The sequence below is a fragment of the Vibrio sp. 10N.222.49.C9 genome (assembly GCF_041474985.1).
Classification (GTDB): Bacteria; Pseudomonadota; Gammaproteobacteria; order Enterobacterales; family Vibrionaceae; genus Vibrio; species Vibrio crassostreae_C.
Genome location: NZ_JBFRVD010001166.1, coordinates 1 through 315 on the forward strand (window position 1 = coordinate 1; position 315 = coordinate 315).

General features: G+C 43.5%; 1 pseudogene. It reads right to left on the reverse strand.

What is annotated here, in order from left to right:
• Positions 1 to 154: pseudogene (locus AB4585_RS27395) on the reverse strand (tellurium resistance protein); the annotation flags it as partial.
• Positions 155 to 315 lie beyond the last annotated feature (161 nt).

Consider the following 315-nt stretch of genomic DNA (forward strand, 5'->3'; position numbering starts at 1 on the left):
GGTATTAATGCGCCAATGGCCACAAGGTAGGGCCTCATGAGATCACCAACCTCTGGAATGTACAATGCCCATGCCTGTCCTAAACCTATCAGTCCCAAAGCGAGTGCCGCTTGCGATGGTGGTATGTGTGGAACCGATGAAATCTGCGCAACAAGTTTTACTCTCCGTGTTAAAAATGGTGTGTATTGAGGTGTCGCATATTAAACCGCAACCGAGCGCTTATTGCCATGACCCAAAAAGTAATAAACAATTCTTTATCTGGTAATACTTGCAGTTTTTAAAATATGCGCCATGTTTAAATCGCGAGGTAAAAAT